At 71.5% G+C, this 214-nt stretch carries 1 protein-coding gene; it reads left to right on the top strand.

Features of this window, described 5'->3' with window-relative positions; genetic code table 11:
* Positions 1–196 (top strand): DUF2550 family protein (locus tag STRTUCAR8_RS00540; RefSeq protein WP_044471397.1); only part of this gene is annotated, 196 nt, incomplete at its 5' end.
* Between the last annotated feature and the right edge of the window lie 18 nt (positions 197–214).

A 214-nucleotide genomic window follows, 5' to 3' on the forward strand; every position in this document is an offset into this window, starting at 1 on the left:
ACGCTCGTCGATCGAGGTGGCCGGCCGACGTGCCCCCGACGGCGAGGAGGAGCTGGCCCTGCTCTCGGACGCGGTGGTGCTGGCCTGTCTCCATCGGGGGACGAGGCTGGAGCTGGCGATGAGCGACGACGCGCTGACCGGTTTCCTCGCCTGGCTGGAGGCGGCGCCTCCCGGGCAACAGGTGAACGTGGCCTGACCCTGACATACGAGGGCG

The sequence above is a fragment of the Streptomyces turgidiscabies Car8 genome (assembly GCF_000331005.1).
GTDB lineage: Bacteria > Actinomycetota > Actinomycetes > Streptomycetales > Streptomycetaceae > Streptomyces > Streptomyces turgidiscabies.